General features: G+C 38.4%; 1 protein-coding gene. It reads left to right on the top strand.

Features of this window, described 5'->3' with window-relative positions; genetic code table 11:
- Nucleotides 1–427: SdrD B-like domain-containing protein (locus ACTQ54_RS12425; RefSeq protein ID WP_441757253.1), on the top strand; the 427-nt coding region annotated here is incomplete at both ends.

Raw genomic sequence — 427 nt, 5'->3', positions numbered from 1 at the left:
AGATGCAGATTCTGAGGGTTATACAATTGAGTTCACATTAGATGAAACCAATTCAAACATAACTAAAGAATATGACAAAGAAATCTTAGCAACAGAAGGTATCGATCCAACGTGGGATGCAGGAGTGATCTTGAAAGAGATTACACCAGAACCAACAACCCCAAGTGTAAGTGTGGGCGATTATGTTTGGTTGGATAAGAACAAAGATGGTCTACAAGACGAAGACGAACCAGGTATCCCTGACGTAGTCTTAACGATTGAAGATGCAGAAGGTAATCCAGTCACAGATATCAATGGTAATGTTGTAGAACCAACAACAACAGATGAGAATGGTTACTATATCTTTGAAAACTTACCCATTGATAAAACTTATGTGGTGAAAGTATCACCAGAACAACCAGCTTTAGAAGGTTATGAGCCAACGATT

Source organism: Fundicoccus sp. Sow4_H7, assembly GCF_052115865.1.
Taxonomy (GTDB): domain Bacteria; phylum Bacillota; class Bacilli; order Lactobacillales; family Aerococcaceae; genus Fundicoccus_A.
This window is presented reverse-complemented; position numbering and strand designations above follow the sequence as displayed.